The 24,987-nt window shown below is 62.0% G+C and carries 20 protein-coding genes; 5 read left to right on the top strand and 15 right to left on the bottom strand.

From position 1 onward, the window contains the following. Positions 1-11: 11 nt before the first annotated feature. The 12 genes from E8K79_RS10390 to E8K79_RS10445 form a co-directional block, all read right to left on the bottom strand. Positions 12-1,160, bottom strand: a complete 1,149-nt coding sequence (locus E8K79_RS10390; protein ID WP_136514681.1) for a Na+/H+ antiporter NhaA — start codon at positions 1,158-1,160, stop codon at positions 12-14. After that, on the bottom strand, positions 1,161-1,553 hold the full coding sequence (locus E8K79_RS10395) for a cupin domain-containing protein (RefSeq protein WP_246043800.1): 393 nt from the start codon (positions 1,551-1,553) through the stop codon (positions 1,161-1,163). A 30-nt stretch (positions 1,554-1,583) separates the two neighbouring features. Then, complete coding sequence (gene rfbD, locus E8K79_RS10400; RefSeq protein WP_136514683.1) at positions 1,584-2,417, bottom strand: dTDP-4-dehydrorhamnose reductase; 834 nt, start codon at positions 2,415-2,417, stop codon at positions 1,584-1,586. A 261-nt stretch (positions 2,418-2,678) separates the two neighbouring features. After that, positions 2,679-3,746, bottom strand: coding sequence for a dTDP-glucose 4,6-dehydratase (gene rfbB / locus E8K79_RS10405; protein ID WP_136514684.1), 1,068 nt, complete (start codon positions 3,744-3,746; stop codon positions 2,679-2,681). A gap of 136 nt (positions 3,747-3,882) precedes the next feature. Beyond that, entirely contained in the window at positions 3,883-5,937 is a 2,055-nt protein-coding gene (locus E8K79_RS10410) for an LPS-assembly protein LptD (RefSeq protein ID WP_136514685.1), read from the bottom strand. Positions 5,938-5,987: 50 nt separating this feature from the next. Continuing rightward, positions 5,988-7,262, bottom strand: a complete 1,275-nt coding sequence (locus E8K79_RS10415; protein WP_136514686.1) for a bifunctional folylpolyglutamate synthase/dihydrofolate synthase — start codon at positions 7,260-7,262, stop codon at positions 5,988-5,990. A 63-nt stretch (positions 7,263-7,325) separates the two neighbouring features. Next, positions 7,326-7,952: a LysE family translocator gene (locus E8K79_RS10420; RefSeq protein ID WP_135870526.1), complete on the bottom strand. Its 627-nt coding sequence runs from the start codon at positions 7,950-7,952 to the stop codon at positions 7,326-7,328. A 111-nt stretch (positions 7,953-8,063) separates the two neighbouring features. Next, positions 8,064-8,912 (bottom strand): acetyl-CoA carboxylase, carboxyltransferase subunit beta, encoded by an 849-nt coding sequence (accD, locus tag E8K79_RS10425; protein WP_135870525.1) that lies wholly within the window; start codon positions 8,910-8,912, stop codon positions 8,064-8,066. 131 nt (positions 8,913-9,043) lie between these two features. Then, entirely contained in the window at positions 9,044-9,850 is an 807-nt protein-coding gene (gene trpA / locus E8K79_RS10430) for a tryptophan synthase subunit alpha (protein ID WP_136514687.1), read from the bottom strand. 162 nt (positions 9,851-10,012) lie between these two features. Beyond that, a complete protein-coding gene (locus tag E8K79_RS10435; RefSeq protein ID WP_136514688.1) occupies positions 10,013-12,217 on the bottom strand; it encodes a methyl-accepting chemotaxis protein in 2,205 nt (734 codons plus the stop codon). 5 nt (positions 12,218-12,222) lie between these two features. Beyond that, entirely contained in the window at positions 12,223-12,582 is a 360-nt protein-coding gene (locus E8K79_RS10440) for a cytochrome C (protein ID WP_136514689.1), read from the bottom strand. Positions 12,583-12,657: 75 nt separating this feature from the next. Next, positions 12,658-13,956, bottom strand: coding sequence for a cytochrome C (locus E8K79_RS10445; RefSeq protein ID WP_136514690.1), 1,299 nt, complete (start codon positions 13,954-13,956; stop codon positions 12,658-12,660). A gap of 371 nt (positions 13,957-14,327) precedes the next feature. Here E8K79_RS10445 and E8K79_RS10450 point away from each other — a divergent pair, with 371 nt between their 5' ends. Genes E8K79_RS10450 through E8K79_RS10460 form a run of 3 tightly spaced genes read left to right on the top strand, consistent with a single transcriptional unit; the run spans position 14,328 to position 16,827 of the window. Next, on the top strand, positions 14,328-16,043 hold the full coding sequence (locus tag E8K79_RS10450) for a cytochrome C (protein ID WP_246043792.1): 1,716 nt from the start codon (positions 14,328-14,330) through the stop codon (positions 16,041-16,043). 8 nt (positions 16,044-16,051) lie between these two features. Continuing rightward, positions 16,052-16,582 (top strand): epoxyqueuosine reductase QueH, encoded by a 531-nt coding sequence (locus E8K79_RS10455; RefSeq protein ID WP_135870519.1) that lies wholly within the window; start codon positions 16,052-16,054, stop codon positions 16,580-16,582. Between the two features lie 32 nt (positions 16,583-16,614). Further along, a complete protein-coding gene (locus E8K79_RS10460) occupies positions 16,615-16,827 on the top strand; it encodes a DUF2905 domain-containing protein (RefSeq protein ID WP_136514692.1) in 213 nt (70 codons plus the stop codon). Between the two features lie 65 nt (positions 16,828-16,892). Here E8K79_RS10460 and hpnI read toward each other — a convergent pair whose 3' ends face one another. The 3 genes from hpnI to E8K79_RS10475 form a co-directional block, all read right to left on the bottom strand. Next, entirely contained in the window at positions 16,893-18,047 is a 1,155-nt protein-coding gene (hpnI, locus tag E8K79_RS10465; protein WP_136514693.1) for a bacteriohopanetetrol glucosamine biosynthesis glycosyltransferase HpnI, read from the bottom strand. Continuing rightward, positions 18,047-18,592: a class I SAM-dependent methyltransferase gene (locus tag E8K79_RS10470; RefSeq protein WP_281276070.1), complete on the bottom strand. Its 546-nt coding sequence runs from the start codon at positions 18,590-18,592 to the stop codon at positions 18,047-18,049. Before E8K79_RS10470 ends, hpnI begins: the two co-directional genes overlap by 1 nt. Before the next feature lie 462 nt (positions 18,593-19,054). Next, on the bottom strand, positions 19,055-21,703 hold the full coding sequence (locus tag E8K79_RS10475) for an MMPL family transporter (RefSeq protein WP_136514695.1): 2,649 nt from the start codon (positions 21,701-21,703) through the stop codon (positions 19,055-19,057). A gap of 229 nt (positions 21,704-21,932) precedes the next feature. Between E8K79_RS10475 and shc the strand changes: the two genes are divergently transcribed. Together shc and hpnA are read left to right on the top strand one after the other, a co-directional pair. Next, positions 21,933-23,981: a squalene--hopene cyclase gene (shc, locus tag E8K79_RS10480; RefSeq protein WP_136514696.1), complete on the top strand. Its 2,049-nt coding sequence runs from the start codon at positions 21,933-21,935 to the stop codon at positions 23,979-23,981. Beyond that, positions 23,982-24,974, top strand: a complete 993-nt coding sequence (hpnA, locus tag E8K79_RS10485) for a hopanoid-associated sugar epimerase (RefSeq protein WP_136514697.1) — start codon at positions 23,982-23,984, stop codon at positions 24,972-24,974. Positions 24,975-24,987: the final 13 nt, after the last annotated feature.

The raw sequence follows: 24,987 nt of genomic DNA on the forward strand, positions 1-24,987 counted from the left end.
GAGCGACGTTGTCAGGATGAACGTTTGCCGCGTCCGGCCTTGGCCACGAGGGCCGCAGGGACAAAGGCGCAAAGGCTCAGCATCGCCCCCATCTTCGCTGAAGAGGCGAGGTCCTGGTCCGCGAAGGCCTCTCCGGCGACGAACAGGGCGACGGTGAAGCCGATGCCGGCGGTGAGACTGGTCGCTACGAGCTCGCGCACCCCGACGCCTATGGGAAGCGGGAAGCCCAGTTTCGCCCCCAAAAGGCCGAAGCCGGTGATGCCGACCAACTTGCCGGCGATCAGGGAGGCGAGCACGAGCCAGGTGGCGGTACCGACAGCTCCGAAGGTCACGCCTGCGTTCACCAGACCGAAGACGAAGAGCCCCAGGTCGACGAAGAGCTTCCAGTCGTGCTCGAACCGGGAAAGCGGAGTGAGGTCCTCCGGATCGATGTCGAACATGTGGCGCTTTTCCATGCTCGGGTGGGGCAGAAACGGTACCACCAAGGTCAGGGCCAGCGCCGGGTGCAGGTGGGCTAAGTGCAGGCCGGACCAGCTCAGCGTGCCGCCGAGAAGGAGATAGGGCCAGTAGTTGGCCACCTTGAAACGGCGCAGTAAAAAGCAGACGGCGAGCGCCGCGCCGCAAAGCAAAAGCCAAACCGGCTGCACGGGCGCTAGGGGATCGCCGTAGAAAAGGGCGATGATGACGAGCCCCACGGCGTCGTCGGCTATCGCCAGCAAAAGCAGAAAGGCGATGGCCGGATGCCCCTTGCCGAAGATGAACCGGGCGGCAAGCCAGGCAAGCGCGATATCGGTTGCGGTCGGGATGCCCCACCCACGGGCGAGCGCCGGCTCGCCGAGCCAGGCGTTGAAGAGGAGGTAGAGCACAACCGGCCCCAGTATCCCCCCCACCGTGGCGAGCAGCGGGTTCACCGCGCGCTTCAAGGGGTGCAGGTCACCGCCGGGCAGACAACTCTGGGTGATCTCGACGGCGGCGATGCCGAAGAAAAACGCCATGAACAGGTCGTTGGTGACGAAGTGAACAGAAAGACCCGCAAAAAGCGGGTCATGCAGGAAGTGGTGGTACTGCTGCGGGGCGAGGTTGGCCCAGGCGAGCGCGGCGATGACGCCGGCGGCCAGTGGGACCGAAAACTCCCGCAGCAGGCTTAGCTGTTTTTTCATCTATACGACAGGCTCCACGCCGGCACCGACGCTATCGGCCTCGGACTCATGCTCCACGCGGTGGTAGTCGTCCTGGAAACGGACGATATCGTCCTCGCCCAGGTACTCGCCGCTTTGCACCTCGATGATTACCAGGGGGATGACCCCCGGGTTCTCCAGACGATGTGTCGAGCCGATGGGAATGAAGGTGGATTCGTTGATGTTGATGATCTTGACGGTCTCACCGCAGGTGACCCGCGCAGTCCCGGAAACAACGATCCAGTGCTCGCTCCTGTGGTGATGCATCTGCAGCGACAGCCTCTGCCCCGGCTTCACCTCGATGCGCTTTATCTTGTAGCTGCCGTTTTCTTCCAGTACGGTGTATGTCCCCCAGGGACGCTCCCCGCGTTCCATAACGGCCTCCGCTTGCTCTTCTTTCATGGTTTATTTTTCCTCTCTGAGCTCCAGGTAGCGCCTGAGAGCCTCCTGCCAGGGCTGCGGTGTGAAGCCGGTATCCCGGGAGAGCTTGCCGCAGTCCAGGGTCGAATAGAGCGGACGCGGTGCCGGCCTGCCGAGTGCTTCGGTGGTCATGGCAAGAACGGTTACGTCAAGGCCCGCCAGACGAAAGATCTCCTTGGCAAAGCCGTTCCATGAGACGAATCCCGCGTTGGCGGCATGATAGACCCCCTCGCACCCCTCATCTAGGAGGGCCTTAATGGCCAGGGCGAGGTCGCCGGTCCAGGTCGGGGAGCCGATCTGGTCGTCCACCACGGAGATCTCCTTTTTGTCCTTGGCGAGCCGCAGCATCGTTTCCACGAAGTTCTTCCCGCCGTGCCCGTAGAGCCACTGGGTGCGTACGATCAGGTGGTCCGGGTTAAACCAGGCGTTCATCTCGCCGGCGAGTTTCGATTCGCCGTACACGCTCAAAGGCGACGCCAGGTCGTCCTCGAGGTAAGGGGTACCCTTCTTGCCGTCGAAGATGTAGTCGGTGCTCAACTGCACGAGTTTCGCGCCGATCTCCTTGCTGATCATGGCGAGGTGTGCCACCCCCTCGCCGTTGACCTGCAGGGCGAGTTCAGTGTTGTCCTGGCAGCCGTCCACGTCGGTGTAGGCCGCGGCGTTGATCACCACGGACGGCTTGATGGTGGTGAGGACACGCTGCACCGAGGTGAGGTCGGTAATGTCGATCTCGTCGATGTCGACGCCCCGCGCGCGGTCGCCGTAAAGCGCCATCAACTCCTGCCCCAACATCCCTTTGCTGCCGACTACCAGAATCATCTGTCCTCCAGGAAACGTTCAACGTTCAGCGTTCAGCGTTCGACAAAGTGCCTCTGCCACGCGCGGCGGCGCCGTGGCGGCACCGGAAATTAAAACAAGGCTAGATTCTAGCCGAGAACGGGCAGCTTGGAAACCGCCCCGTACTTTTTCGTCACTACACAATCCGACAGTGCCTTACCGGCCGCTACAGATGCAGCGGCAATACTCAGTTCACATTCCGTTGAACGTTGAACGCTGAACGTTGAACGTCCGTTAAAGCCGTTAAGCCTGGCCGTACTGCATCTCGTAATACTCGCGGTAGGCGCCGGAGGCAACTTCCTCGACCCACGCCTGGTTTGCCAGGTACCAATCGATGGTCTCGGCGATGCCGCTCTCGAAGGTGTAACTGGGCTCCCACCCAAGGTCGCGCTTCAGCTTCGAGGCGTCGATGGCGTAACGCCGGTCATGTCCCTTGCGGTCCTTCACGAAGGTGATCAGCCCGCGACTCTCGCCCGACGCACGCCCGAGCCGCTCATCCATCAGATCGCAGACGAGCTTTACGATATCGATGTTCTTCCACTCGTTGTTCCCGCCCACGTTGAAGATCTCGCCCGGCTTGCCCCCCTTCAGCACACACTCGATCGCAGCGGAGTGGTCCTTCACGTGCAGCCAGTCGCGCACGTTTAGGCCATCGCCGTACACCGGCAGTGAACGCCGCTTCAAGATATTGTGGATCATCAGCGGGATTAGCTTCTCAGGGAAATGGTATGGGCCGTAGTTGTTGGAGCAACGGGTATTCAGGGTCGGCAGGCCGAAGGTCTCGAAATACGCCCGCACCAGGAGATCCGCCCCGGCCTTGCTGGCGGAGTACGGGGAGTTGGGAGCAAGCGGAGTCTCCTCGGTGAAGTACCCTTCGGAACCCAGGCTGCCGTACACCTCGTCCGTCGATACCTGCAGGAAACGAAAAACGGGAAGAGTCTCAGCGTGCCTGCGACTGGCCTCGAGAAGGGTCTGCGTCCCGAGGACGTTGGTCTTCACGAAGATGTCAGGTCCGGTGATAGAGCGGTCGACGTGCGACTCGGCGGCAAAGTGGGCGACGGCGTCGATCTTCTCCTCGTCGAGAAGCCGCGCCACCAAGGAGGCATCGCAAATATCCCCTTTTACGAAACGGTACTGCGGATTCCCCTCCACCGCGGTGAGGTTCTTGAGGTTTCCGGCGTAGGTCAAAAGGTCGAGGTTGACGACCCGGCAGCCGGGGTTGCCGGCCATGAAGTGATTGATGAAATTGGAGCCAATAAAACCCGCACCTCCAGTTACCAAAAGCGAGGTGGGGGTGAATGCATCCATCATGTGAACCTCCAGACCAGGATCTGCCGTTGTCCTTAGCGCGGTGTTCCGGCTTTAGTAGCGGCTCCTCTTAGATACACCGGCGAAAAGAATAATGTCAACTTCTTACGGCTTCACTGGGGTTACGCCGGCGGCCCAATTACATGGTCCGCATTGGTCCCAGCGAGCCCAAGCCGGCCAGCGAAAAATTGATGGTGAACTGCTGCTCGCCGTTCACCTGGTGACTCCGCACCCGGTCGGAATAGGCAAGCACCACACTCCAGCACTGCTGCCGGTATTCCAGAGCGTAGCGCGAGCCGAGGAAAGCGCCCCTGTCGAAGGAGTAACGCCCCTCCAGATCGGCGGTGAACCGAGTCCCGAGCGGGAAGACTACCCCGGCGTCCAGATAGTCCAACTCATCCCTGCTGTGGCGATAGGACAGCCGGGCTACCTCCTTCTTCCCCTCCCCCTTCAACTCGAGCCCTATGTTGGCGGTGGAGATGGCGTTGTCGTCCAGGTTGTAGCGCCCATCCAGGAGCAGGGAAAGGTTCTGCATCGGCGAGACCACGCTCTCCAGCATCAGGTCGGTGAGCTTGTTCCCCTCGTCGACCAGGGTGAGGAGGTCGCGGCGCTCGCCCGAGAACTGATACCCCTGGGTTAGCTTCAGGTAGAGGATGTCGCGGTACTCGTCCGGCATCCCCTCTCTTACGTACTTCCTGGTAAAGGTGTTGGAGAGCGAAAGGTACGCGATGTTCTGCCCCAAGACACGGTCGTCGTAGTCGAAGAAGGGGAGATCACGGTCGGAGCGCCGTTCCACGTAGACGTACTGGAGTTCGGGAATCAACAGGTGACGCGTTGTTCCGTCGTAAATCCTCTCCAGGGGGAGCGACAGTGTGGCCCCGCCGTCGGCCTGCCCGATCTGCCGCCACCCCGGATCGGGGCTGTCGCCGCGGGCGTTGTAAAGACGCTGCTGATACCCGCCGTACAGGGAGAAGTCCAATGTCCCCCCTGGTTTGGCGTAGTAGGCAACCCGCGGGTGCACAACGAGGCGCTGTCCGGTCGCCCCGACGTCACGGGTGAAATTGGAGAGGCCTGAGTCCATGGAAAACAGCAGCGGGCCGATCATGTCGCCGGCGGCTATGAAGCTCAGCGTTGGCAAGCGCTGCAGCGTAGCGTCGTTGGTGGCCGCCTCGAGATCCTGGGTATAACGCAGATCTCCGCTCAAGCCGTAGCGGTCCCAGCGACGGTCGAAAGATACCGTCGATTCGAGAAGCTGGCGATTATACTCGCCGGAAAACTCGCCGTAATCAAGGTAGTAACGGCGGTCCGAGATCATATGAATGGTGGAGGCGAGAGTTAACTCCGGCGTGAGGATTTCCAGGTGCCTTTGCTGCACCTCGCCGCGGAATTCGTGCTCGTTTGTGTCGTAGATGCCGAAGGCGTGCAGGTACCCCTGACTGCCGTGCGGCCGCAGATACCGGTACTCTACGCCGGTCCCCACGCCGCGGGAGGTCTCGAGGTCAAGATCGAAAGTCGCCTCCTGGCTCGGGTTTATGGCCCAGTAGTAAGGCTGGTCAATGTAGAAGCCGCGCTTCGAGGAGAAACCGAGCTTCGGTATCATGAGCCCCGACTGGCGATCGGTGTTGGCGGGGAAGACGAGGTACGGGGTGTAGAACAACGGGACGTCGCCTACGTAGAAGACGGCGTTTTTCGCCGTGGCGTATTCGTCCAGGGTGACGTCGACCCTGCTCGCCTCGAAACGCCAGCTCGGATGGTCGCCGTCGCAGGTGGTGAAGGTACCACGCTCCACCCGATAATCGGCGTCACCGGTCTTCATAAGCCGGTCTGCACGGAGACGGAAATTGGATTTTTTCACGAACAGTTCGCCGCTTAAAAGCTCCCCGTGCTGGGTGACCAGGTTCAAAAGGAGCTTCTTGCCGTTCATGGTATCGCCGCCGCGCTCGAGGCGGACATCCCCCTCGGCGACGGCATCTCCGGTCAGCCGGTGATAAATGACGCTGTCGGCAAGAAGGGACGCGCCCTGCTGGGAGATGTGCACGTTCCCCTCGGCGTGGTAGCTGTCGGTTGGAGTGTCCACCGACAGGTGGTCCGCCTTGATGGTCGCCTCCTTGTCAGAGATGGCCATCTCGCCCCGGGCAATCCCGGCGGAGAAAAGAAGGTATGTAAGGAGCCACAAGGCTCTTGCAGGTTTCATCGCACTCCGGTTCGGGCGGGACTTGCCGCCGTGCAGTGTGCCGTCCGGTTTCATCCCCGGAACGGCTCGAAGGTCTTGGATTTCAGGTGGCCCCTCGCCTCACCCACGGTGAAGAGGGAACCGCATACCACGATCAGGTCGTCGTCACCGGCCACGTTTCTCGCAAGCTCGACCCCCTCACCGACGCTTCCGGCCGCCAGTGCCTCGACCCCGGCCCCCAGACAGTAGCCGGCAAGCTCCACGGCGGGCAGAGCGCGGTCGATGGCCGGCGTCACCGCAAAGACCCGCTCGGCAAGCGGCAAAAGCGGAGAGAGGATGCCGGAAAGCTCCTTGTCGGCCATGACGCCGATGACAAGGAAAAGACGCCCGCGCGGGATGTCGTCGAGCGCCTCGGCAAGGGCCCGGGCACCGGCCGGGTTGTGGGCACCGTCTAGCAGCACGCGGGGGGCGTCGCCAAAGAACTCCATCCGGCCGGGCCAGCGCGCGTTGGCCACCCCGGCGGCCATGGCCTGAGGCGTTACCGGAAAGCCGATCGCACCGAGGAGCTCCACGCAGGCGAGGGCGAGGGCCGCGTTGCCGCTTTGATAGCGCCCTAATAGACCGCATTGTAGCCCGTCCAGGGTGAGCGAAACGCCCCGGTAATACAGGGAGTGCTCCATCCAGAAGGCGTCGAAGGCTTCCCCCTGACGGTAAAGCGGGGCGGCAAGGCGGTCCGCGTTGTGCTCGATGATGAACTGCGCCTCGGGGAGCTGGCGCGCCGTGACCACCGGGGCGCCGGGTTTGCAGATCCCGGCCTTCTCCGCGGCAATCTCCTCGACGGTACTGCCGAGATAATCGGTGTGTTCGAGGGAAATCGGGGCGATGGCGCAAAGGATGCCGTTGAGTGCGTTGGTGGCGTCGAGGCGTCCTCCCATTCCCGCCTCAAAGATGGCGATGTCCACCCCGCTCTCGGCGAAATAGAGGGCGGCCAGGGCGGTGACGATCTCGAAGAAGGTACTTTCTTTCGGCGCGGCAGCAAGCACCAGAGCGGCCAGCCGCGCCACTTCATCCTCCTCGATTTCCGCGCCGTTCACCTTCAGGCGCTCGGTGAAGGAGATAAGGTGCGGCGAGGTGAAAAGTCCGGTTCGGTAGCCGCCGGCGCCGAGGATGGAGGCGAGAAAGGAAGAGGTCGACCCCTTGCCGTTGGTGCCGACCACATGCACCGTCTTGAAGGTGTCCTGCGGATTGCCCAGTGCGGCGAGAAGCGGAACGATCCTGTCGAGCCCCGGCTTGATGCCGAAGCGTCCCAGGGCGTAGATGTGCTCAAGGGTCTCCGCGTAGGTCATGACAGGCCGGAATTATAGGTAAAGAGCATGAAAAAGTCCATATCAATCGGGGCTTGAAGGGGCTCAGGCCTCGGGCCAGGCAAGACGCAGTCCGAGGGCCATCAGGATGCAGCCGGCCACCTGTCCGATCCGGTTGCCGGCGCCCGCGCTACGGTTCAGCCAGCGCCCGATCTCCCCGGAGAGAAGTGCCACGAGGCCGAAGCAGAGCATGGTCAGCACGACGAAAGTGCTGCCGAGAACGAGCATCTGCATGGGAACGCCGCCGCGCGAGCGCTCGACGAACTGCGGGAAGAAGGCGAGAAAGAAGAGCGCCACCTTCGGATTCATGATATTGGCGAGGATGCTTTGACGAAAGATCACCCGGCAGGCAAGTTCCGCCGCCGCCCCCTCCGGGACGATGGACGCCTTGCTGCGGAGCATCTTGAAGCCGATGTACATGAGATAAGCGGCACCGGCGTACCTCACGCAGGCAAACGCGGTCGCCGAAGAGGTGATCAGGGCGGAGAGGCCGACGATGGCGAAGAAGGTGTGCGCGAAGTTGCCGAGCGCGAACCCTGCCGCCGCCGCGAGGCCGGCCTTTCTCCCCTGTGCCACGCCGCGCGTCATCACGTAGATGATGTCGGGGCCGGGGGTGAAGATGAGGAGCGTGGAGGCGACGGCGAACAAGGCGAGTTGGGTGAGGGAAACCATGGCGACTCCGTGCGGCTCGAGGTTTGGAGGCTCAAAAAGAGAAAGGTTAAGGTTTGGAAGCTTCCCCCCTCTGCCTTAACCTCTCTGGTACCTCGACCTCGACCTGCTTTTTTAGTTTCTGTAGAGCATCTGCAGGATGCTGGAGAGCTGTGCTTTCATCTTGCTCCGCTCGACGATGACGTCGACCATACCGTGGTCGAGCAGGTACTCGGAGCGCTGGAAGCCCTGCGGGAGCTTCTGGCGGATGGTCTGCTCGATGACGCGGGGGCCAGCAAAACCGATGAGTGCCTTCGGCTCGGCCATGTTGATGTCGCCCAGCATCGCGAAGCTCGCGGTGACGCCGCCGGTGGTCGGGTCGGTCAGGATGGAGACGAAGGGAAGCCCTGCTTCACGGAGCTTGGCAAGGGCCGCGGAGGTCTTCGCCATCTGCATGAGGGAGAGGATGCTCTCCTGCATCCTGGCGCCGCCGGAGGCGGAGACGATGATGCAGGGGGTGCGCTCGGCAAGGGCGCGCTCGATGCCGCGGGTGATCTTCTCGCCCACGACGCTCCCCATGGAGCCCCCCATGAAGGAGAAGTCGAAGACGCACAGTTGCACCGGGGTCCCTTCGATCTTGCCGGAGCCGCAGACGATGGCGTCCTTGCTACCTTTCTTGGCCAGTGCCTGGTCGATGCGCTCCTGGTAGCTCTTGCTGTCCTTGAACTCGAGGAAGTCGACCGACACGATTCCGGCGTCGAACTCGACAAAGGTCCCCTCGTCGATGAGCAGTTCGATCCTCCTCTTGGTGGAGATGCGGTAGTGGTGGCCGCACTTCGGGCAGACGTTCAGGTTGCTCTCGATGTCCTTCGTATAGATGGTCTCTGCGCAGCTGACGCACTTCGTCCAAAGCCCTTCCGGCACCTTCACCTTGTGCTCCGGCCCTCTTGCCTTAGGCGGGTTGTCTCTTTTGAACCAAGCCATATGTGCCCTCTCGTGGGGAAGTCCCCAACTGTTTTATTTAGTCGTAAATCAGCGCTGTTTCTTAGCAGATCGCTTCATGCATGTCAAACAAAACGGTGCACCGTGCGCGCCAACTTACCGAAATAACGTGATTATCCTGCGGACGATTGCCGCACCCCTTGTTTTAGAGCGCCGACGAAGGCGGAGAGCTCCCGCAACAGTTCCGCCCCCTGGTATTTCTCGAAATACTTCACCAGGGCGCTCCCCACCACCACGCCGTCGGCGACCTGCGCCACCTGCCCGGCTTGCTCCGGCGTAGAGATGCCGAAGCCGACCACGAGCGGTAGGCTGAGCGCGTCCCGCACAGAGGTTACGCGTTCGGCGAGGGTGTCGGCCACAGCACTCCTCGCGCCGGTCACGCCCGTCACCGAGACGTAATAGATGAAGCCGCTACCCTGACGGGCAACAGACGCCACGCGCTCGGCGTCGGAGGTCGGCGTCAGAAGGAAGATGAGGTCGAGGCCGCAACGGTCGGTGTGCTCCTTGAGCTCGGGCGCCTCCTCCGGGGGAAGGTCCACGACGAGGAGCGCATCCACACCCGCCTTGGCGGCATCGCAGGCGAAGCGCTCGGCCCCGTAGGTGAAGATCGGGTTGAAGTACCCCATGAGGACGATGGGGATCTGGGTTTTCGCGCGCAGACGCGCGACCAGTTCGAGAATCCCTGGGAGCGTGGTCCCGGAGGCGAGGGCCCGTTCCGAGCTGAGCTGGATGGTCGGCCCGTCCGCCATCGGATCGGAGAACGGGACGCCGAGCTCGATCAGGTCGGCCCCGGCCTTCTCCAGCTCCAGTACCACCTGTTCGGTGGTGGCGAGGTCCGGGTCGCCGGCGGTGATGAAGGTCACCAGCCCCTTTTCCCCTTTTGCTTTGAGTGCTGCGAATCTATCGGCAATCCTGCCCATGGCAACTCCTTAAAACCTTAGAAGACGTTCTAGGTTCTACGTTCTAAGTTCTACGTTAAGGCCTTCCGCTTACTCCGGCAGGCTTCCCCTTATAACAAAAAAGTCCCCCTCGGGGAGAGGGGGATTTGATCGGTACGGCTAAAGTGGACGCCCAAGGCGTCCCTAGATCTTGAATGCTTCCATCTCCTGCTTCAGCATCTCGGTCTGGCGGAAGAGCTTGTACACCGCCTCGTCCATGACGCGGGTCGACTCGAGGTTCTGTTCGGTCGCCTGCTGGATGTCCTCGACGGACATGACGATCTGCTCGGAGCCGCGGGACTGCTCGTCGCAGGCGCGCTTTATGTGACGGATCATCTCGGTGATGCTCTCGGTGGACTGGGCGATCAGGTTCCCCACCTTGTTCTGCTCGCGGGTGGAGGAGAGCACCTGGGAGGTCAGGCTCTTCATGTTCTCGACGGCCGCCATGATGAGCTCGCTCCCCTGCCCCTGCTCGCGGGTCGCCTTGGCGATCTGGGCCACCATCTCGGAGACCTGCTCCATCGCCTCACGGATCATCTGGCTCCCTTTGGCCTGCTCGACAGTGGTGCGGGCAATCTCGGTCACCTGCGCGGTCGCTTCGGTTACCCCCACCACGATCTTGGTAAGCGCCTCGCCGGATTTCTGCGAGAGGAGCTCCCCTTCGGCGATGGAGCGCTCGGATTGATCGATCGCCTCTACCGCGCGCCGGGTCTCGTCCTGCACCGCCCGGATCACCAGGGAGATCTCCCTGGTAGAGCTGGAGGTCCTCTCGGAAAGCTCCTTGATCTCGTCGGCGACGACCGCGAAACCCTTGCCGTGCTCGCCGGCCTGGGCCGCGATGATGGCGGCGTTCAGGGCCAGAAGGTTCGTCTGCTCGGCAACCTCGTCGATGACGGAGAGGATGTCGCCGATGTCGGTGGCACGCTCGGAAAGGGTCTGAATGACCTCGCTCGTGATCTGCGAGGCATGCTTGATTTCCTGCATGCCGTTGATCACCGCCTCGACCGCCTCACGGCCGGTCTCCGCGTCGACGCGGACCGCCTTAGAAATGGCCGCGGTCTCGTTCGCGTTACGCTCGACCTGCTTGATGGAGCTGTCCATCTCCATGACCGAGGATGCCGTCGCGGTGGATACCTCCATGAGGCTCACCACGCCGTTACCCACCTGCTTGATGGAAGCGCCCATCTCGACGATGGAGGAGCTCACCTCGTTCACCGAGAGTGCGAGGTTCTCCATGTTCTGCACGACCTCCTCAACGCTCGAGGCCATCTCAAGAATGGAGGAGGAGCTTTCCGACGCGGAAACGGAGAGGGAATCAACACCCTGGCCCACCCCTTTAACGGAGGTGTTGATCTGTACGATGGCCGCTGAGGTCTTGGAGACGCTCTCTGCCTGCGTCTTCGCCGACTGCACCACGGTGTGGGAGGCCTTGGCCATGGTGTCGGAGATGACCGCGAGTTCGCTCGAGGAGCGGGAGACCTTGCCGATCATCCCGGAGAGCCTGCCGACCATCTCGTTGAAATCGCTGCCTAGCTTGCCGATCTCGTCCTGGTTTCCGAGTTCGATGACGGCGGTGAGATCACCCTCAGCGCCGCGGTTCACGGCGGAGCCCATCGTCCTCACGCGCGAGACGATGTTGCGGGTGATGAGCAGTCCCAGTGCGACGGCAAGCGCCACGGCGACCACTATGACCGCCGCGAAGGTGACCCCGGCGGAGCGCTGGATCTCGGTGACCTGCTTGTTCGCCGCGGTCATCTTGTTACCGACCTCGACCAGCATGTCGTCCAGGTCTTCCTTGGCCTTGTCGTTGGCGGCGGCGATCTCCTCGTTGGCGAGTTTGTTCAGGCGCGGGTCGGCGAGGGCGTCCTTGGCCGCCTGGCTCATCACCCCGGGGGGAACTCCCTTCAGGAGGGCCTCTTTGCGCGCGATCAGCTCGTCGGCGACCTTCTCGAACTCCGCCCAACTCGCCAGGAACTGCCGGGTCCTCTTTTCGACCACGCTCCCCTTGACCGCCGGGAGCACGCCGAGTTTCTTGTTCCCTTCCAGGATGATCTGGGCCTGACTCAGCAGGGTGTCCCGCTTCATCTGGTAGTCGTCGATGTACTCCTGCAGCTTCTCCGGGTCGTTATGAACCAGGGCCGCCTGCATGAGGCTCACGTGGCAGTACTTCTGGGTCACCCCCATGAGGAGCACCAGTTTCTGCTGCTTAGAGAGCTGCTCGAGGATGTTCTGGATCTGGCCGCCGACCCGCTTGATATTGAGGGCACCGAAACCGCCGGTGAAGGCGACCAGCACGGCCATGATCAGGAACGACCCGATCAGGCGGCTGCGCAGGGTCAGGTCTTTCATCTTGGTTACTTCTCCGATTCAGAGAGGAGGTAGTTCATCAGGTCGACGGAGGCCTTCACTTCGGCCTTGTTCATGTTGGAGTCCGGCTTCCTCAGCATCTTGATGCCGTACGCCTTGGTGGCGCTGCGGTCGAAGGGCTGGCCGGAGATGGGAGCGACACCGGTCTGGATGGCGACGATGGTGCGCTCGAGGGTGTGACATTTAACGCATTTCACCCTGACGATCTCGTAGTTCGCCTTCATGGTCGGGGGAAAGGAGGAAGGATCAAGACGCATGGCGTCGCCCCTGCCGATGACTTTGAGACCGGCATGGGCCGAGGTTGCGGTAGCTGCAACGAGGAGCATGGTAACAAGGAGCTTTTTCATAGTGGTGCCGAATCCTCCGAGACATTATCTACGACGGCAGAAGCCGCCGTGCTGAGCATTTCTCCGGTGCCTGAGCTAAAGGCTGAAGGCGATGGAGGCGAAGGCGATGTTGCCGGTCCCCTCCGGGGCAATGCTGTGGGTGTACTCAAGTGACAGCCGCAGGTTCTGCAGTGGGGCATAGGCCAGGGCCGGGGTGAAACGTTTGATCGCGCCGTAGCCGGCGTTCAGATATTCGTAGCGCACAAGGGGCACCAGGTTGACCGGCGCACCGAGGTAGTACTCTCCTTCCAGGGTGTAGGCACGGCTGTCCACGCTCGTCGCGAAGAGGGAGAAGTAGGGATTGGAGTCACGGCCGAAGCTGCCGCTTCCCTTGAGATGCAGCCGTTTGTAAAGGATGTCCGCCTCGGCGCCGATGCGGCGGAAGTTGTTGAGGTTCCGCGCGATGCCGTCGCCGTCGAACTCGCCGTTTTGTCCCCAGTAGCCAAAGCCGCCCAGGGTCACGCTCAAAAAGTCCCAGATGCTGTCATGCTCCAGGTCCACCTCTGGCTCCTGCCCCTTCAGGTCGGTTCCACCGATCTTGTAGGAGATGTGCCCGTAGCCGTCCTCGCGGTCCTGGCCGTTTCGGTCCACGACGCCCGCCGCGACGAAGAGACGGTTGCCCAGAAGCGCGTTCAGCTCGACGCCGTCCTCGGTGGCATCGCTGCTGAACGGGGAGAAACCGACGCGGTAGGTGGTTGAGGCGTAAGAAGGCACGGGTAGGATGCGGTTACTCTTCTTCCAAAGGGAGAGCTTCGGCTCGAAACGCCCCACCTTCACGTTGACCGGCGTGCCGGCCGCCTGGCGCCAGACCAGGAAAAGCTCGTCAAGGTCGGGACTGTTGCCGGGAGGTACGTTGGTGTTTTCTGCGGGGGTAGTGAGAATCGATGCCCGCTGCATCCCCTGGGAGTAGAGATTGTAGGTCGCGAAGAAGCCGACCAGGTCGCGGAAGGAGCCACCCGCCTGCAGCGTGATGGATCTTGCCGAAAGGTCGAGCTTGTTGCCGTCGGCGGCGTCCTCGTCATAGGCGAGATCGGCGCTCGCGGTAAGCGAGATCGGGATCTGCTGCGGCAGGCCGGAGATGACGGCCCACTCGTTGCCCGCCGCTTCGGTGCCCTTCGACGCCTCACCCTTCTTGTGGGGCCATACATATCCGTTTTTCAGAAAGGCGTCGCCGAACTCGTTCAGTTCAGGGTAGATGGTATGGCAGGTGGAACATTCGGTCTTGTGCTGCCGGCTGAAGGCTGGGATGGCATCGGCATGACCGGGGACCAGCAGGGGAGCGAGGGAGATACCGAGAAAGAACATGACTGCGGAAGTATGCTTTCTGAGAAACATGATGGACTCCTGCATTGCAATCAGCACTGAAAATTAAATACAACCAATGACACTGGCCCGGCTGAATTCCCCGCCTGATGCATACTTGGCGCAATTGGACGGATGATTATTACAATATTGACGAAGTGAAGTCAACTTAACAAAAAGGAGGAAACAGAAAAGCGGCGCCCCTGTGAGTTAACGCTCATTTTTCTCTACTTTTTTGCTGTGGAAAATGCTATAAGGTAGCGTCTGAAAGTCTGGGAGGGCATGCTATGTTGCTAAGAAATATTGTATTCATAATCTTTATTCCTCTCCTCCTCGCCGCATGCGGGGGCAGCACAGCCGATACCTCGGGGAGTGTTTCCAAGCTCGCCCAATCCCAGAAGTGCATGGACGCAAGCTGTCACGGCGGCTCGGTCTCCCCCGGCACAGGCGAACTCATCGTAAAGGAGTGGCTTGCCTCATCCCACAATACCGCCAACGCGGCAGGATGCGCCGATTGCCATGAGCCCCACCCCGGGCACCCGAGCTCCTGCTCCAAGTGCCACGGCGGCGGCAGTGGTGTGGCGCTCCAAAATCCTGACGCCTCGGGCAAATGTGGCAAGTGCCACGGTCTCGCCTTCCCGAACGATCTCATGGTCAGGCTTGCCCCGCAGCACTTCGGCAACATGACGACCAGCTTCTCCGACAGCAAGTACCGCGCCTCATATGTGAGCTCAAACTATGTCGGCAACTGCCGCAAATGTCATAACCCGCACAATCCGACCGCTGCCATCAACGTGAACAGGGCCTGGGCCGACTCCGGGCACGGCAACGTGACCAAGGCCAGGACCAACTACGATTTCAAGACCCGTGGCACCTACGAACCGGCCGCCACCACCTTCCAGTACTACTGCGTGCGCTGCCACACCTCCACCGGCTATATCAACTTCGTGACTAGCGGCTTCAAGGTCCAGAAGCCTTTTGCCGGCCCTGGCTACCAAGTGGTGCAGAACTACCCACAGAAGGTGGCTCCCGGCGCGGCACAGCCTGCGGACACCCCGTCGCCGGACAAGAGCAAGGAAGTCACCGGCTGCGACGTATGCCACGATAACGGCAAGGGACGTGCCTACAGCTGGGCGGCACGCACCGTTGCCCCAGCCGTCATCTATTACAACTTCTCGTCGGCCAACAGCTCTCCGACGGTGAAACTGAACAACAAGGCAACGACCTACCCCGACGTCACCGCATCCAACATCTGCGTCCCCTGCCACTCCGGCCGTGGTATCGGCTCGATGATTTATGACGCGGTTGCCGCCGGGATGGACTTCAGCAACACCAACACCCCGGGAGCCCACGACCGCGCCGCGGCAACCCTGGTCTTCCGCACCGGGGGGTACGAGTTCCCCGGCCGCAACTACGTTCCGGACTATTTCCTGCACAGGCTCATCGGGGTAGCAAACGAGCACGGCACCGGCAACAGCGGCCCCTGCGTGACCTGCCACATGAACAACAACGCCACGCACACCTTCCTCCCGGTGGAAGAGGACAGCGCAGGCATCATCTCGACCATCACCAGCAAGACCTGCGCCAACTGTCACATCGGTGAGCATGAGCTGAGCCCAGCATTCCTGCAGTCCGAAAAGGACGGTTACGCCGCAGCCCTCGCGATGTTGAACGTTCTGAAGACCGACCCGTCCTTGCCGGCCAGCACGCTCAACCCCTCGCGCTCCAAGGTGCGTCCCCTGGCCAACAAGAATTCTGACTACAACGCCGCGTTCCCCGGCGGCGGCGCGAACACCATGGGTGCGTTCTTCAACTCGAGCCTGCTGCAAAACGACCCCGGCGCCTTCGTACACAACCGCATCTACACCAAGCGGCTCATCTACGATTCGATCGACTGGCTCAACAACGGCATCCTCGATAACGACGTGGAAAGCGCCATCAACAACGCCACCCTTGCCGTAAACAGCGGCACCGGCAAGGTATCGCTCAGCAACCCGATCATGGGAGGGTACTACATAGCGGCACAGCTTCCCGGCACGGCCTACGCAGACGCCTTTGCCAAGGTCAAGGCGGATGCCATAAAGTACCTGTTGGGTGGGCCAGGGGGGGCGCGTCCATAGGGCAGACCATGAAGATACTTCTGCACATATGCTGTGGCCCCTGCGCCATCTATCCTGTGAAGGAGCTGCGCTCCGCCGGGCTTGACGTCACCGGGCTCTTCTTCAACCACAACATCCACCCCTACACGGAGTACAAGCTCCGTATGGAGGCTTTGAAGAGCTACGCGCAGATGGTGGAGCTCGAGGTGATCTACCGGGAGGAGTACCTCCTGGAGGAGTTCCTCTCCAACGTGGCGGGCGAGCCACAGGGGCGTTGTGCCTACTGCTACCGCTCGAGGCTCGAAGAAGCGGCGAAAACCGCGGCGGAACTGGGCTTTGCCCGCTTCAGTTCCACCCTTCTCTACAGCAGGTATCAGAACCAGCAGATGATACGCGAACTGGGTGTCAAACTTGGCGAGCGTTACGGGGTGGAATTCCACTACGAGGACTTCAGGACCGGCTGGCAGGAAGGGATCAACCTTTCCAAGGAGATGGGTCTTTACCGCCAGAAATACTGCGGCTGCATCTACAGCGAGAAGGAACGCTACGTCAGGAAGTAGGACGTTCCCGGGCAAACCTCAAGGACCACACCATGCCCTCCTTCGGCAAATCCCTCATCATACTAGGGCTCATCATCGCCGCCATCGGCGCCATCTTCACCCTTGCCGGCAAAATCCCATGGCTTGGTCGACTGCCGGGAGACATCTACGTGAAGAAGGAGAACTTCACCTTCTACTTCCCGCTTGCCACCAGCATCATCATCTCCCTCTTGCTGTCACTGATCCTCTGGTTCTTCCGCAAGTAAACGCCGACTCCTCCCCCAGCGTCCCCCTCCCCCTTCCCTCCGGGGGCGGGAGCATTGAGTGGCGGTTACCTGTCGGGGGTTGCGCCAAGCGGCACAATCTTCCCGCCCTTCTCCAGCTCGAAGAGGTCTCCGCGCCAGCGCACGCGGTTGCCGATGAGCGACAATCCCCACACCGCAAAAGAGAGCGCGTCGCGCAGCGGCACGAGCCACAACCAGCGCGGCAGGAGCCGGTCCTTGACGAGCGTCCGGCTGTACGCCGTCGATACCACGGAGCGCACGAGGTAGAGGAGCGCCGCAGCCCCCCACCCCGCCGCCGAGAAACCGGAAACGAGCAACGCGAGGAGCGCCCCAGGGAAAGGCAAGGTTATGCCGGACGCGAGATACCCGCCCGGACGGGAGACGCGCATGGTGCGTCCCCAGCGCAACTGCCGCGACAACAGCTCGGAGAGCTTCTCGTCCCCGCGCATCATGCTCTCCACGAAGTACGGTGAAAGTTCGAGCCGGTACCCCGCCTTGAAGATCATGTTCCCGAGCTGGTAGTCGTCGGCCAGGTAATCGACCAGCGCCTCGAAGCCCCCTATTTTCTCCAAAGCCTCCCGACGCACCGACATCGACGCCCCGAGGGCGAAGGAAAGCCCCTCGAGCTTCAGCGCCGTCATCACGTTGGGCATCATCTCGCAGCAAAAGCCGAGCGCCTCGATGGCGCACCCCGCCCCCCGCACCTCGGTGCTGCGGTAGAGCGAGGTGACAAGCCCGACCTTTGGATCGGCGAAGGGGGCGCAAACCGCGCGCAGGTACCCCTTCTCCACCCTGATGTCGCTGTCGCAAACGACGATGAGCGGGTGCTTCGCCTTAGCGTAGGCGTGCATGAGGTTGCAGACCTTGTAGTTGGCGCCGTGTATGGACGGATCGACGACGAGTTCGATGTCCCGCTCGGAAAAGGAGGCGATGAGGCGGCGGATGATGGGGATTACCGGGTCGTCGTCCGAGGCGACGGCAAAGACGATCTGGTATTCGGGGTAATCCTGGACACAGAAAGAGGAGAAATTCTCGAAGCTGTCGCCATCGACGCCGCGCACCGGCTTCAGGATGGAGACCGGCGGCGCGTGATCGGGCAGCGGTTTGATGCCGCGGAAGAAACTCCGCCCGCAGTGCAGGGTGATCGCGGCGTAAGCGAGCGAAGGAGCGACCAGGAGAAACGGGAGGGCGTCGCGTAACATCAGCGGATCCTTTCCACGAAGACGAGATAGGGTGCGGTTTCGGGGCGGTTCAACTGCCGGTGCCGCCAGACGTTGAAGCGACCGGGGTGCAGGGAGGCCGCCCAGTTCTCGACGGCCTGCGCCTCCTCTGGACCGCCGTCGTGCCCGGTATAAATGGCGATGGTGACGATCCCCCCCGGTGCGAGGAGTTGTGCTGCCTGCTCTAAAGCGGCGACGGTATTGGCGGGATCGGTGATGAGGGCGGCGTCCCCGCCGGGGAGGTAGCCCAGGTTGAAGACGGCGGCCGTAATTCCCTCCGGTACGAACTCGCCGAGCCGCTCGTGTCCCGCCTCGATGAGCCGCACCCGGTCCGGGCACCCTTCCCGCTCGATAAGCTCGCGCGTCGCGGCGATGGCGGAGGGCTGCACGTCGAAGGCCCAGACCGTCCCGGATGCACCGACCAGTTGTGCCAGAACGAGGGTATCGAAGCCGTTGCCGCAGGTCGCGTCCACGACCAGGTCCCCCGGGCGCACCCGCTCCCTCAGGAAATAATGCGACAAGGGCACCGCCCCCCGCAGCGTTTCATTTTTCATCCCGACCGTGCCCAAATTTCCCCCAACCTCCCAACGTCCTGTCGCCCTCCGGGAGAGGGGCAGCGGTGAGGGCGTAGCCTTCAAGAAGGCCCTTGCCCAAGTACTAGACCGATCTCACGAAGCGCTGCAGGCGACCTCACGCCCCCCCCTTTGCGAAGGGGGGACGGGGGGGATTTGCTTTTGCTCCCGGTATTGCCAGTTTAAAACTTATTGCAAACGCCCGAACCGAAGGCATCTCGCGTCTGTTCCGCGGTGTGTGCAATGGACTCTTCAGCAGGTACTTGTGTGGAATGACAAGGCTAAATCCCCCCTGCCCCCCCTTCGCAAAGGGGGGAACGTGATGCCATGCTCACTGCTCCGATACGACGCACACATGCGTCCCCCCCCCCCCTGCAGAACCTCCGCAAGGTCGGAGCTTGAAGAACTCGCTTTTATTTACTTCTTCGCGGCAAGCGTCAGCACCGCCGGCAGCGTGACCATGAAGGCAATCTGGCAGGCAACCATGCCGAGCGACATCACGGCACCGATGCTGAATACCCCCTGGTGCCGCGCCACCATGAGCGCACCGAAACTCGCCATGATGGTGAGGGTGTTAAGCAAGACGCCGACGCCGGTGGAGCTTAGGATCACGCTCCCCGCACTCCCCTCCTCGCGCCGGTAGCGGTTGATGATGTAGATACCCGAATCGACCGCGATGCCGAGCACCAGGGGCATCACGATGATGTTCGCCGAGTTGAAGCTGATGCCGAAGATCCACATGCCGCTCACCATGAAGAGGAGCCCGACGACGAGCGGGACGAGCCCGATGAGCGCGAACTTTATACTCCTGAAGGCGATGAGCAAGATGCACACGATGGCGGCGAAGGCGTAGATGAAGGCGAGGCGGTAGGAGTCGCGCATGATGGTCATCGACTCGTAGACCATAACCGGCTCACCGGTCGCGTGGGCGTCGACGCTGCGCACATCCTTGAGGAAGGCCTCGAGCGGCTCGCGGTTGAAGATCTCCTTTTTCGGCGCCACCTGTAGCATGAGCTTCCCGGTCTTGCCGACGAAGCGCGAGCGCAGTTCCTTCGGGACGTCCGCCTCGGTTACCGGTTTCGCGGCGAGGCTCTGCTTCAGCATTTCGATCTTAGCCGGAAGGTCGCGGAACATCCCCCCCTGGAAATCCTGCAGCATGCCGACTGCGTTTTTGTCGCGCTCCTTCTCGAGACCGGCGAAGAACCGGTCCAGGGTCGCCACAAAGGCGGCCGCCGGCTTCGCCTCGGGACGGTGTTCCTTCTCCAGGCGCTCCTTCACCGCCACGGAGGCGTTTCGGAAGGCCTCGAAAACGCGGGGGAGCTCCATCAGGGAGAGGTCCTCCTCATACGGGGCGGGCTTCACGTCGGCAAGCTCCCGGCGTACCGCTTCCAGTTCCGCGAGTTTCTCCGCCTGGTGGTCCGGCACTAGCGTATTTATGCTCACCACGTGGTCCACGGTCGGGAGCGCCTCCAGCCTCGCTGTCTTCGCGCGCGCATCCTCGGCGTCCTTCGCCATGACTACGGCGAAGTAGCCGCTATTCTCCTTGCTCCTCATCAGCTTGTAGGCGTAGTTGACCGATTCGAGCCCCTTCGCCTGCAGGTTCATCAGGTTGTAGTCGAAGGAGACGCGCGAGAGCGGGTAGAGCGAGGCTACGCAAAGAAGGGCGGTAAGCCCGATCACGGTCTTCGGGTTGCCGAAGACGATGCGGGAGAGCAGCCTGTCCTCCAACTCGATGGATCCTTTCACCGGGGACGGCTTCTTGCGGTAACGCACCAGGAGTACCAGCATGGCGGGAAGCACCGTGAAGGTTACCAGGACGCAGATGACGACCCCACCGGCGGCGATAATGCCAAGTTCGGAGATGCCGCGGAAGTCGGTGAAGACGAAGGTCAAAAAGGCGGCGGCGACGGTGGCCGCTGCCATGACGATGGCCCAGACGTTACGGGTGAGGCCGGTCTCGAGGGCTGGAAGCTCGGGGGCGCCCCGGCGCAGCTCCTCCTGGTAGCGCAGCACCACCTGGATGCCGTACTCGATGCCGATGCCGATCAACATCACGGCAAAGACCATGGAAAGTATGTTCAGGTGCCCGACCGCCACGGTGGCGAAGCCGAACGAAACCGAGATGGCGACGAGCAGCGAGACCATGGCGGCGACGACGTTCAGCACCCCGCGGAAGGCGAAGAGAAGCAGGACCGTGGTGAGCGCCAGAGAGACCACGGTGGCGAGCGTGATGTCTTTCTCGCTCGTCGCCATCTCCTCGTTTTCCAGCACCGGCGTGCCGGTGAGCCCAGCGGTCACCCCTTTGAACTCGGGAAGCGCCTTCAGCCGCGCCACCTCGGCCCGCACCACGGCGATGGCCGCCCCGGCCGGGACGAAGCCGGACATGTCGCGCACCGGGAGCGCGGTGAGGATCTGCTGGCGCCCCGCACGCGCGAAGGCCGAATCCTTGTTCATGAAGACGCTTTCCATCGAGGGGACGCTCCCCTTCCCGGTCCCGAAGCTCGTGAACCCGGCACCCAGCTTGTCCAGCATGAACATTATCTCGGGGAGTTTCTTCTCATCACCGGCCAGGTACTGATCCATGCTCCCGGTCAAGTGGGTGAAGAGTGTCTGTACCGAAGGCTTCGCGGAAAGCGCGCGCAGGACCGGCGCGGCGAGGGTCAGGTTGCGGCGCAACTCCTTTATGTCCTCAAGCGGCATGAACAGCAGGCCGTTGTCCCGGAAAAACGGGAGTGCGTAAGGGTAGAAGACGTCCGAGAAATGCGCCCTGTCCTTCGCCAGGACGTCGTGCAGCCGGGTTCCGAAGGCCCCCACCCGCTCCGGGTCCTGTCCCTCGATCACCACGACGATGTCTTCCATACTGCCGAACTCGGCGCGGAAGGCCTGGTAGTCGCGGTTGAAGGCGGTGTTGCGGGGCATGAGGTCGTCCCGGCCGGTCAGAAACTCCATGCGCTGGGAGGTGAGCCAAAGCGAAAGTACGGAGAGCACGAGTGCGATGGCGAGAACCAGCCAGGGGCGCCGCGCCGCGAAGGAGAAGAGGAGGCTGCTTTTAGCCGTTTCTTTCATGGGATCGTTGCCTTTGCGTGGGGAAAGTTAAGACGCCGCAACCTAGCACACACGACAAACACAATCAACACCGCGAAGCAACTCATTGTTTTCATTAAGAAAAAAAATAATAATTCGGAAAAAACAGTGTATTTTTCTGGAAAAGCGTGATAGATTTCGATCCTTGTAACTATCTGCAAAACGGATACACTGAGTTAATCTAGACCAATCCGGACCAAAGGAGTATGTGGTGAACGCACCATTCAAACACCCCATATCACATGCACTCACCTCATTTAACGGCATCGTTAGTGAGCCGGAACAGACCGCCGAACAAAAGGCAGGGGCAACGGTGCATCAGTTCCCCGCGTCGCTCTGGAAGAGTAAGCCTGGAAAGGCAAAGAGTCCCCTCGATGTCGCGATAGAAGGATGCCGTGACTTCTTCTTCAGGGAACAGCTCCCCAAAGGTTACTGGTGGGCCGAGCTCGAATCCAATGTCACCATCACGGCTGAATATATCATGCTGTTCCACTTCCTCGGGCTCGTTGATCGTGAGCGCGAAAGGAAGATGAGTGCATACCTCCTCTCCAAACAGACAGAGGAGGGTTCATGGACTATTTACTTCGGTGGACCTGGGGACCTTTCCACCACCATCGAGGCGTACTTCGCGCTGAAACTTGCAGGCTACCCGGCCGACCACCCCGCCATGGAGAAGGCCCGCGCCTTCGTCCTTGAGAAGGGCGGCATCATCAAGGCGCGCGTCTTCACCAAGATCTTCCTCGCCCTTTTCGGCGAGTTCGACTGGCTCGGCGTCCCGAGCATGCCAGTGGAACTCAACATGTTGCCCAACTGGGCCTACATAAACATGTACGAGTTCTCCAGTTGGGCGAGGGCGACCATCATCCCGCTCTCCATCGTGATGCACCACCGCCCGGTGCACGGGATCGCCCCGTCCCAGCGGGTGCAGGAGCTTTTCGTACGGCCGCCTCGCGCCATCGATTACTCCTTCACCAAGGAGGAGGGGATCCTCACCTTGAAGAACTTCTTCATCGGGCTCGACCACGTGCTGAAGGTCTACGAGAGAAGCCCGATCCGCCCCTTCAGGAAGGCGGGCATTGCGAAGGCGGAGGAGTGGATACTCGAGCACCAGGAGGAAACCGGGGACTGGGGCGGCATCCAGCCGGCCATGCTGAACGCGGTCCTTGCCTTGAGCACCCTGGGATACGAGAACGACCACCCGGTCATGGTGCAGGGGCTGAAGGCCCTGGACAACTTCTGTATTGAGAACGACGACAAAATCGTGCTGCAGTCGTGCATCTCGCCCGTGTGGGACACGGCCCTCGCGCTGAAGGCGCTGGTCGACGCGGGCGTTCCGACGGATCACCCATCACTGGTTAAAGGGGCCCAGTGGCTTCTGGAGCGCGAGGTGAGAAGGCCGGGAGATTGGCGCATCAAGTCGCCCGAGCTCGAGCCGGGAGGATGGGCCTTCGAGTTCCAGAACGACTGGTACCCGGACGTGGACGACTCCGGCTTCGTCATGATGGCCTTAAAGGACATCAAGGTGAAGGATCCCAAGGAGCTCGAGGAGTCGGTGCGGCGCGGCATCGCCTGGTGCCTCGGCATGCAGAGCAAAAACGGCGGCTGGGGCGCCTTCGACAAGGACAACACGAAGCACTTCCTCAACAAGATCCCGTTCGCCGACCTCGAGGCGCTCATCGATCCGCCGACCGCGGACCTCACCGGGCGCATGCTCGAGCTAATGGGGAGCTTCGGCTATCCGAAGAGCTACCCCGCGGCGGTCAGGGGGCTCGACTTCCTGAAGAAGAACCAGGAGCCGGAAGGCCCCTGGTGGGGCCGCTGGGGGGTGAACTACCTTTACGGCACCTGGAGCGTGCTTTGCGGGCTCTCCGCCATCGGCGAGGACATGGAAGCGCCCTACGTGAAGAAGGCGGTGAACTGGATCAAGTCGCGCCAGAACATCGACGGCGGCTGGGGCGAGACCTGCGAGTCGTACCACGATCCTTCCCTTGCGGGCATGGGCGAGAGCACCGCTTCGCAGACGGGCTGGGCGTTGCTCGGCCTCATGGCTACGGGCGAGGTGAACTGCGCCACCGTGGTGCGCGGCATCCAGTACCTCATCTCGACGCAGAACCCGGACGGGACCTGGGACGAGACGCAGTACACCGGGACCGGGTTCCCGAAGTACTTCATGATCAAGTACCACATCTACCGCAACTGCTTCCCGCTCATGGCGCTCGGTACCTACCGGACCCTGACCGGCGGGCTGTCCGAGGAGTAGATGAAGGCTTTCGTCACCGGAGCCACCGGCTTCATCGGCGCGAGCATCGCGCGCGAACTGCTGAAGGACGGCTGGCAGGTGCGCCTGCTCGTTCGCCCCGGCTCGGACCGGCGTAACCTCAAAGGGCTCGACGTCGAACTGCACGAGGGGGACCTCTCCGAACGTGAGCCTTTGGTCAGGGCGCTTACCGGCTGCGACGCGCTCTTTCACGCCGCCGCCGATTACCGGCTCTGGACGAGGACGCCGCAGGCGATGTACGACGTGAACGTCACCGGGACCCGCAACATCCTCTCCGCGGCGCTTGCCGCCGGGGTGGGAAAGGTGGTCTACACGAGCAGCGTCGGCACCCTGGGGAACCCGGGCGACGGCACCCCCGGAAACGAGGAGACGCCGGTCGGCTTCGACGACATGGTAGGGGACTACAAGAAGAGCAAGTTCCTGGCCGAGCGCGCCGCCGAATCGTACCTCGACAAGGGATTGCCCCTCGTCATCGTGAACCCCTCCACGCCGGTCGGGCCGATGGACGTGAAGCCGACGCCGACGGGAAAGATCATCGTCGACTTTCTGAACGGCAAGATGCCGGCCTATCTCGACACCGGGCTCAACCTGATCGACGTCGAGGCCTGCGCCCGCGGACACCTGCTCGCCGCGCAGAAAGGAAGGATCGGGCAGAAGTACATCCTGGGGAACCGCAACCTCACCCTCGCCGAGATCTTCGAGATGCTCTCGGCGATCACGGGGCTCAAGGCGCCGCGGGTGAAACTCCCCTACTACCCGATCCTCATGGCGGCCTACGCGAACCACGCCATCTCCGCGGTTACCGGGCGGGAGCCGCTCATCCCGCTCGCCGGGGTGCAGATGGCAAGGAAGTTCATGTTCTTCGATTCCGGCAAGGCGACAGCCGAGCTCGGGTTGCCGCAAACCCCGGTGGAAGACGCGCTCGAACGCGCCGTGCGGTGGTTCAAAGATAACGGCTATGTCCCTTCGCCCTAAAGGGCTACGGGCC

Origin of the sequence: Geomonas edaphica, from assembly GCF_004917075.1 — a bacterium.
Lineage (GTDB): Bacteria > Desulfobacterota > Desulfuromonadia > Geobacterales > Geobacteraceae > Geomonas > Geomonas edaphica.

Bases quoted from the DNA above. Each gene is read 5' to 3' on its own strand.
- E8K79_RS10390 (WP_136514681.1), bottom strand. From the start codon at position 1,160: ATGAAAAAACAGCTAAGCCTGCTGCGGGAGTTTTCGGTCCCACTGGCC.
- E8K79_RS10395 (WP_246043800.1), bottom strand. From the start codon at position 1,553: ATGGAACGCGGGGAGCGTCCCTGGGGGACATACACCGTACTGGAAGAA.
- rfbD (WP_136514683.1), bottom strand. From the start codon at position 2,417: ATGATTCTGGTAGTCGGCAGCAAAGGGATGTTGGGGCAGGAGTTGATG.
- rfbB (WP_136514684.1), bottom strand. From the start codon at position 3,746: ATGATGGATGCATTCACCCCCACCTCGCTTTTGGTAACTGGAGGTGCG.
- E8K79_RS10410 (WP_136514685.1), bottom strand. From the start codon at position 5,937: ATGAAACCTGCAAGAGCCTTGTGGCTCCTTACATACCTTCTTTTCTCC.
- E8K79_RS10415 (WP_136514686.1), bottom strand. From the start codon at position 7,262: ATGACCTACGCGGAGACCCTTGAGCACATCTACGCCCTGGGACGCTTC.
- E8K79_RS10420 (WP_135870526.1), bottom strand. From the start codon at position 7,952: ATGGTTTCCCTCACCCAACTCGCCTTGTTCGCCGTCGCCTCCACGCTC.
- accD (WP_135870525.1), bottom strand. From the start codon at position 8,912: ATGGCTTGGTTCAAAAGAGACAACCCGCCTAAGGCAAGAGGGCCGGAG.
- trpA (WP_136514687.1), bottom strand. From the start codon at position 9,850: ATGGGCAGGATTGCCGATAGATTCGCAGCACTCAAAGCAAAAGGGGAA.
- E8K79_RS10435 (WP_136514688.1), bottom strand. From the start codon at position 12,217: ATGAAAGACCTGACCCTGCGCAGCCGCCTGATCGGGTCGTTCCTGATC.
- E8K79_RS10440 (WP_136514689.1), bottom strand. From the start codon at position 12,582: ATGAAAAAGCTCCTTGTTACCATGCTCCTCGTTGCAGCTACCGCAACC.
- E8K79_RS10445 (WP_136514690.1), bottom strand. From the start codon at position 13,956: ATGTTTCTCAGAAAGCATACTTCCGCAGTCATGTTCTTTCTCGGTATC.
- E8K79_RS10450 (WP_246043792.1), top strand. From the start codon at position 14,328: ATGGACGCAAGCTGTCACGGCGGCTCGGTCTCCCCCGGCACAGGCGAA.
- E8K79_RS10455 (WP_135870519.1), top strand. From the start codon at position 16,052: ATGAAGATACTTCTGCACATATGCTGTGGCCCCTGCGCCATCTATCCT.
- E8K79_RS10460 (WP_136514692.1), top strand. From the start codon at position 16,615: ATGCCCTCCTTCGGCAAATCCCTCATCATACTAGGGCTCATCATCGCC.
- hpnI (WP_136514693.1), bottom strand. From the start codon at position 18,047: ATGTTACGCGACGCCCTCCCGTTTCTCCTGGTCGCTCCTTCGCTCGCT.
- E8K79_RS10475 (WP_136514695.1), bottom strand. From the start codon at position 21,703: ATGAAAGAAACGGCTAAAAGCAGCCTCCTCTTCTCCTTCGCGGCGCGG.
- hpnA (WP_136514697.1), top strand. From the start codon at position 23,982: ATGAAGGCTTTCGTCACCGGAGCCACCGGCTTCATCGGCGCGAGCATC.